The organism is Rhizobium sp. TRM96647 (assembly GCF_025780115.1).
Classification (GTDB): Bacteria; Pseudomonadota; Alphaproteobacteria; order Rhizobiales; family Rhizobiaceae; genus Mycoplana.
Genome location: NZ_JAOXHF010000011.1, coordinates 227,416 through 234,130 on the forward strand (window position 1 = coordinate 227,416; position 6,715 = coordinate 234,130).

At 62.0% G+C, this 6,715-nt stretch carries 7 protein-coding genes; 6 read left to right on the top strand and 1 reads right to left on the bottom strand.

Annotation, left to right across the window (positions count from 1 at the left end):
• Positions 1–10: 10 nt before the first annotated feature.
• The 5 genes from OCK02_RS19465 to OCK02_RS19485 are packed head-to-tail and all read left to right on the top strand — an operon-like array spanning position 11 to position 6,185.
• Entirely contained in the window at positions 11–4,432 is a 4,422-nt protein-coding gene (locus OCK02_RS19465; protein WP_263814472.1) for a phage tail protein, read from the top strand.
• Positions 4,433–4,438: 6 nt separating this feature from the next.
• The gene (locus OCK02_RS19470) at positions 4,439–4,861 is read left to right on the top strand and encodes a hypothetical protein (RefSeq protein WP_263814473.1); all 423 of its coding nucleotides are present in this window, start codon (positions 4,439–4,441) and stop codon (positions 4,859–4,861) included.
• Positions 4,851–5,255, top strand: a complete 405-nt coding sequence (locus OCK02_RS19475) for a hypothetical protein (protein ID WP_263814474.1) — start codon at positions 4,851–4,853, stop codon at positions 5,253–5,255. The genes OCK02_RS19470 and OCK02_RS19475 overlap by 11 nt, the downstream gene beginning before the upstream one ends.
• A 30-nt stretch (positions 5,256–5,285) precedes the next feature.
• Entirely contained in the window at positions 5,286–5,993 is a 708-nt protein-coding gene (locus OCK02_RS19480) for an N-acetylmuramoyl-L-alanine amidase (RefSeq protein ID WP_263814475.1), read from the top strand.
• Positions 5,994–6,011: 18 nt separating this feature from the next.
• Positions 6,012–6,185 carry a hypothetical protein gene (locus tag OCK02_RS19485; RefSeq protein WP_263814476.1) on the top strand — a complete coding sequence of 58 codons (174 nt, stop codon included), beginning with the start codon at positions 6,012–6,014 and terminating at the stop codon, positions 6,183–6,185.
• Here OCK02_RS19485 and OCK02_RS19490 read toward each other — a convergent pair.
• Positions 6,158–6,391, bottom strand: a complete 234-nt coding sequence (locus OCK02_RS19490; protein ID WP_263814477.1) for a hypothetical protein — start codon at positions 6,389–6,391, stop codon at positions 6,158–6,160. The two genes, OCK02_RS19485 and OCK02_RS19490, sit on opposite strands and share 28 nt — an antisense overlap.
• A gap of 53 nt (positions 6,392–6,444) precedes the next feature.
• Here OCK02_RS19490 and OCK02_RS19495 point away from each other — a divergent pair.
• The coding region (locus OCK02_RS19495; RefSeq protein ID WP_263814478.1) for a DUF1515 domain-containing protein at positions 6,445–6,715 on the top strand (271 nt) is incomplete at its 3' end.

Sequence of the window (6,715 nt, forward strand, 5' to 3'; positions counted from 1 at the left end):
CGGGTTCTCCATGAAATTTCTGGTCCTCCTTCTGGCCGCCTGGTTCGTCCTGGCGACGCCTTCGGCTGCGCACGCCGACCCGATCACAGCGCTCGTGACTGCCATCGCCTCGACGATCGGCAGTCTCGGCGCGTTCGGGCAGGCGCTTTTCGGCCTTGCGCTGAAGATCGGTACCAGCCTGCTGGCGAAGGCGATGCAGAAGGATCCGGAGCCGGTTGGTGTTCGCGGACAGATCCAGGTCGGCGGCGACAATCCGGTTTCCTTCATCGTGGGGACGTACGCCACGGAGGGGCAGCTGGAATACGTCGGCACCTGGGGCAAATCCGGCAAGACGCCAAACGCCTATCTGACGCAGGTCATCTCGCTCTCCGACCTGCCGGTGAACGGGCTCGTCGACCTGTTCGTCAACGGTGAAAAAGTCACGATCGACTATGACGACACGTCGTACGGCGATTGGGGCTTCCCGATCAAAGAATATGCCGACGGCACGGACAACGCCCTCTGGATCAAGTTCTACGACGGCACACAGACGGACGCCGACCCGCTGCTGATCGAGGAGTTCGGCGATCATGACGAGCGGCCGTGGGAGGCTGAGATGATCGGCCGCGGCGTCGCCTATGCGGTTGTCACCGGGCAGTTTCGCCGCGACCGTCTCACCGGCCCGCCGCGGTGCGTGTTCGTGATCGAGGGTATCAAGGTCTACGATCCGCGCAAGGATACGACGGCTGGGGGTTCCGGCCCGCATCGCTGGGGCGATCGCAGCACCTATGAGTGGTCGGACAATCCCAAGGTCATCCAGTACAACGTGATGCGCGGCATCTACTACGGTGGCGAGTGGTTCTATGGCGGCCAGGGCATGCGGGCCTTCCAACTGCCCGTCTCGTCGTGGTTTGCCGCCATGAACGAGTGCGACCGCCTGGTGGACAAGAAGGGCGGCGGCACGGAAAAGAACTTCCGCTGCGGCTATGAGGTGAAGGGCGACCTCGAACCGATCGAGCTTTGCCAGAAGCTTGACCGCGCCTGCAACGGCAAGACGGCGGAGAACGGCGGCATCTACAAGACCGTCTGCGGTAACCCCGGCATGCCGGTCTACTACTTCACCGACGAAAACCTCATCGTCTCGGAGCCGCAGAGCTTCACTCCGTTCCCCGGCCTGGAGAAGACCTACAACGGTGCGCACGCCAGCTATCCGGAGCCCGAGGAGGCCTGGGCCGCGAAGGATGCGCCGCCCCGCTATCGATCCGACCTCGAGGACGAAGACGACGGCCGCCGGCTGATCGCCAACCTCACTTATGAGGCCGTGCCCTACAAGCGCCAGGTGCAACGGCTGATGCGCGCAGCACTGGAGGCCAACCGTCGTTTCCGGTCGCATCAGGGCGTGTTCACGCCGGCCGCCAAGCTGCTGGAGCCGCTGGATGTCATCTCGTGGACGTCGGCACGCAATGGTTACGAGAACAAGCGTTTCCAGCTTGGCGCCATCGATGACCTGAACAACGTCAATCAGTCGGCCGCCTTCTCGGAGCTTGATCCCAGCGACTACGACTGGTCGACCGACTACGAGCTGCCGGACAGCACCGGACCCATCGGCCGCGTCAAGCCGCAGCCGCAGGTGCTGACAGGCTTCGGCGTGTTCCCCGACACGGTCAAGGATGCCAACGGCAATGACCGCCGGCCAGCAATCCTGCTCGTCTGGCCCTGGGACGCGGACGATGTTGCTGTTCGCGCCATCGCCTTCCGGGTGCGCCGGCAGGACAATCAGGAGATGGTCTTCGCCGGGCGCTTCGACCAGCCTGAAGACGGACAGGTGCTGATCGCCCCGTTCTCGCTGGTGGGGAATGAGGACTACGAAGTCCGGGCCAAGTTCATCACGAACGGCAACACCGAACTGTTCGCCTGGAGCACGTGGCTGCCGGTGACCACGCCCGACGTTCAGTTCATTGCCGAGGACATTCTCGACGGCGCTATCACGGCTCAGAAGATCGCAGACGCCGCGATCACTGCCGCCAAGCTGATGGACGAGGCCGTCACCGAACTCAAGATCGCCGACCGCGCGATCTCTGACGCCAAGATCAAGCTGGACGCAATCAAGACGGAGCTGATCGACAACGACGCTGTCGTGGAGGCGGCGCTGGCTGATGTCGCTGTCACGAGCGCCAAGATCGCGAATAGTGCAGTCAGTGAGCTGAAGCTTGCCGCCAACGCAGTGACCGAGGCGAAGGTCGCCGTCGGCGCGATCACCCAACTGAAGATTGCCTCAGGGGCCGTCGGGAACGCTCAGCTTGCGGGTCTCGCGGTTGACGCGGCCAAGCTGGCGACCAACGCTGTTACCGAAACGAAGATTGCGGACGGCGCGATTACGACGCCGAAGCTTGTGGCCAACGCCGTCGTCGCCGACAAGATCGCGGCAGGCGCAATTACGGCTGGCAAGATCCTGCTCAGCGATTTGACCAACCTGGTTACAAACGGGAGCTTCACAGGGGGGCAAGGTGATGGATGGTCTGGCTCGACCTTTTCGGTGAGCCCAGGATCAATTCGTCCCCCTGCAATAGCTGATTGGGTGGGTGCTCTGCCTGCTGACGCCGCCACTCAGGCTGCTCAGTTTTCTCTGCAAGTTCCTTGCAAGCCGGGAGATCAATATTTCGTATCTGCCGACGTGGCATCCGCTGGGTCTGGCACTTACACACAGGCCCAGTTTGGCATCATCTTCTACGACGCCGACGACGTTTACCTCACCGCTCTTTGGTTGTCTCAACAGCTCTACACCGGTTGGACCACCGGCTCGGGAACGATAACGGCTCCGGCAAATGCCGCCAAATTGCATCGGTTCCAGATGCAGCGGATCGGGGGTAACGACGGCCCCTTGTACTTCACCAATGTCATCTTGCGAAGGATGAACGGCGCCGAGATGATCGTTGATGGTGCGATCATTGCTGGCAAGATTGCTGCATTGGCTGTGGCCGCCGGCAATATTCAGGCTGGCGCCATTACTGCCGGCAAGATCGCGGCTGATGCGGTGACGGCGGCTAACATTGTTGCGGGCACGATCACCTCCACGGAGCTTGCCACGAACTCCGTCATTGCTGCGAAGATTGCGGCAGGTGCTGTGGTTGCGGGTAAGCTCGCAGCTGACAGCGTGACGGCGGCAAATATCGTCGCAGGTACGGTCACGGCGACGGAGTTGGCTTCGAACTCGGTAACGACCATCAAGATCGCGGCCGAGGCTATCACCGGGGCGAAGATCGCGGCCGACAGCGTCACGTCTGACAAGCTCGTGGCGAACTCGATAACGGCCCGCGAGCTTGTGCTGGTCGACTTCGAGAACATCATCCCCAACGGGTTCTTTGGTCCAACGGCGGGTAGTGGCACGCTTGATGGGTGGACTGTTCGTGGTGGGGCTTCAATCGCAGTTCGACCCGGCACGGATCGGCCCCCGGCACCTTCGCCCAATATCGTGCGATATCCGCCCACAACCACGACTGACATCATGGACACTGCGGCGGGCATACAGTGCGCGGCAGGCGACCAGTTCCATGCCCAGTTTGATTGCGCCGGCAGTGGTTCAAGCCCAGCCGGTACCTTCCAGCTTGTCATGTTCTACAGTGACGCCGACGGCAACGCTCTGGGCACTAGCACCCTCAGCCACACCATCAACCACGTCTCTTGGCTTACTGAGTCCGGCACATTCACAGCCCCGGCGGGAGCAGTTTCGATCCGTCGTATTGAGCTGCGTCGTGCAGCGGGCACCACGTCTGACGGAAGTGCCTATGCCGCCAACTTGCTGGTCCGTCGCAAGAAGAACTCGGAGCTGATCGTCGACGGCGCCATCATCGCGGACAAGCTCGCGGTCAACTCGATCACGGTCGGTGCACTCGGAAACGGCGCCGTCACCGAAGCCAAGCTTGCCAGCAACGCGGTCACCCAGGTCAAGATTGCGAACGGCGCCATTACTGCCAACAAGATCTCCGCCCGTGTCATTACCGCCGACAAGCTGGTGCTGGGCGACATTACCTACGAAGAGATTGGCAATAACCAGATCACCGTTGCCGCAACCTCCTACACGAACTCGACGACGGGCATCTCGGTCAACAACAGTTGGTCGGGTGTCGGCTCAGTGACCCTGGCCCATGGCAACACAGCCGGTAAGGTCCTCATCAAGGGAATTTGCACCCATGACGCGGATATCCCGAAACTCGAAGGAGACTATCCAGTTGTGGGCATGCGTCTGGTGGACTCGAATACGGGTAACGTTATTGAGACCTTCAGCGGCATTCAACCTTATGGCAACTGTCAGGTTTACTCGGTCTGGTCGCCCCCCAGCGGGCGCACGTCAACCACCTTCAACTGCCAGATCCGCGTCGAGACAGCGCGTACCAACACAATTCAATTTAACTTCCGCAACCGTTTCGTCGAAGCGACTGCCCTCCGGAGGTGACCCTGCATGGTCCAGAATGCCAACCAATCGAACTATTCGATCTACTACCCTGAAACGGGCGAGGTCATGTGCTGCGGGATGTGCTCACCTGCCGACAGCGTCGCCAACCAACTCGATGGCTGGCCCGATCACTACGTCTATTCGGAAGCGGTCGACGGAGAGACCCACTATATGGTCGAGGGCGCCCCTGCGCCTCGGCCGGAACTGGCCTGCGCATCGAACTACAGCGTTGCCGCCGACGCGCAGGACGAGGTGACGATCGCGCTGCCGGCCGGTACGGAGATAATGTTCCGGGGCGAGGCAGCTGTGACGGATGGCGATGATTTCGCCTTCACGACGGATATCCCCGGAACCTACGTGTTCAGGCTCACGCCGCCGTTCCCGTTCATTCCGCATACCCTGACGATCGAGGCCACCGATGCGGTTTGACCTTCGTGATGACCTCCCTACGCTCAAGGCGAAACTGCAGGCGGACATCGATCGCAGCGCCGGGGAGATCCGGCTGCTGTTCATCACCGACGCGCCCGGCCAGGGCATGATCTACCAGGAGAAGCGGCGGGAGGCGGAAGCTCTGCTGGCTGATCCGGATCTACCGCCGGAGCAGACGCCACATCTGACGGCCGAGGCTGCCGCGTTCGACATGACGCGCGCCGAGAAGGCAACAGAGATCCTCGCGCAGGCGGTCGCCTGGACCACTGTTTCAGCGACGATCGAGACGCGACGGCTGGCAGCAAAGGCCAGTGTCCAGGCTGCAACATCGGCGATCGCGGCACGCACAGCCGCCGCCGTCGACTGGTCGGACGTTGCGGCGGCCGCCGCGTAATCAGTTCAATCCACCTCAAAGGACATCATCATGACCACTGACGTGCTGGACCTCCAGCGGCGCTTGCTCGCGCTCGGGTTCTCTCTGCCGAAATACGGCGCTGACGGTGATCCCGGGGATGAAACCGTCGCCGCCATGAGTAAGGCGCTTGACGAATTGGTGACGCGAAGGGCTGGCGCCGACCCGGTGCCAGCGCCGGCAAAGCCCGGCCCGGCAACTCTGATCCCGGCCGACTGGATGCCGGACGCGAAAATGCAGCGCGTCATCGTCCACTGGACCGCAGGCACTCATACGGCAAGCGAGACGGACCGCGGCCACTACCACGTCCTGATCGAGGGAAGCGGCAAGCCCATTCGTGGAAAGCCGTCGATCAAGCTCAACGAGGCGCCTGCAAAAACCGGCTACGCGGCACACACCCTCAACTGCAATTCCGGCTCGATCGGCGTTTCGATGTGCTGCATGGGCGGGGCGATCGAAAGTCCGTTCTCGGCCGGCAAGTATCCGATGACGCGCGCGCAGTGGGACGCGATGACCTCGGCCGTCGCCGATCTCTGCCGACGCTACTCGATCCCTGTCACGGACAAGACCGTCCTCAGCCATGCCGAGGTGCAGAACAATCTCGGCATCGCGCAGCGGGGCAAGTGGGATTTCACCCGCCTTGCCTTCAACCCCTCCGCCGTCGGCGCCAAAGCCTGCGGCGACAAGATGCGCGCCGAAGTGCACGCAAAACTCTCCTAACCCCGAAAGGAAACCACCATGCAGAAGATTTCAAAAGCCATCGCCGCCGCCGCCGGCGGTGCAGCCACCGGAACCATCGGCCTGCCGTTCATGCCCGAAGGCACGCCTTGGTACGGCTATCTCGCGCTCTACGCCATCACGACGCTGCTGCCGGCGGTGATGACCTACGTCGCACCGGCAAACAAGTCCTGACCGGGATGCCCGGCCATTGCGAGTAGCTTCGCGCGATCGTGGATGCCCTCGTTGTATAGGCTGAGCAGTTGCTTGGCCAAGGCGAATGCTGCCTCGCTCTCAGCTTCGATTTGCCGTTGGCGGCATATCTCGTCGAACACGCCCCCCAGCATCGAAAGACCAGCAGGATCGATGAAGCTGTCCTTTGGAAGATGGCGCTGGATCATGACGTGTCTCCCTCGCTGGGGTGGCTGCCCATGTCGTCTTGGCGGACGATCGCATGATGAAAACAGGTTGTACGGGCGTCAAGACCCGTGATGCAGGAGCAGAGATGTCGCCGACCGAAAATGACGCCTATGTCCATCGCCAGCTTGGCGAGCTCGCCGAGGGGATGCGTGGGCTGCAGCAGTCCCTCCGGCGGATCGAGGAGAGCGGACAGCGATCCGAGGATAAGTCGGCCGAAAGCCGGGCAGTCGTCCATAAACGCATGGACGAGCTCGTGTCGCGCGTCGGCCACCTGGAGACGGGCATGTCCGAAATGAAAGAGGATG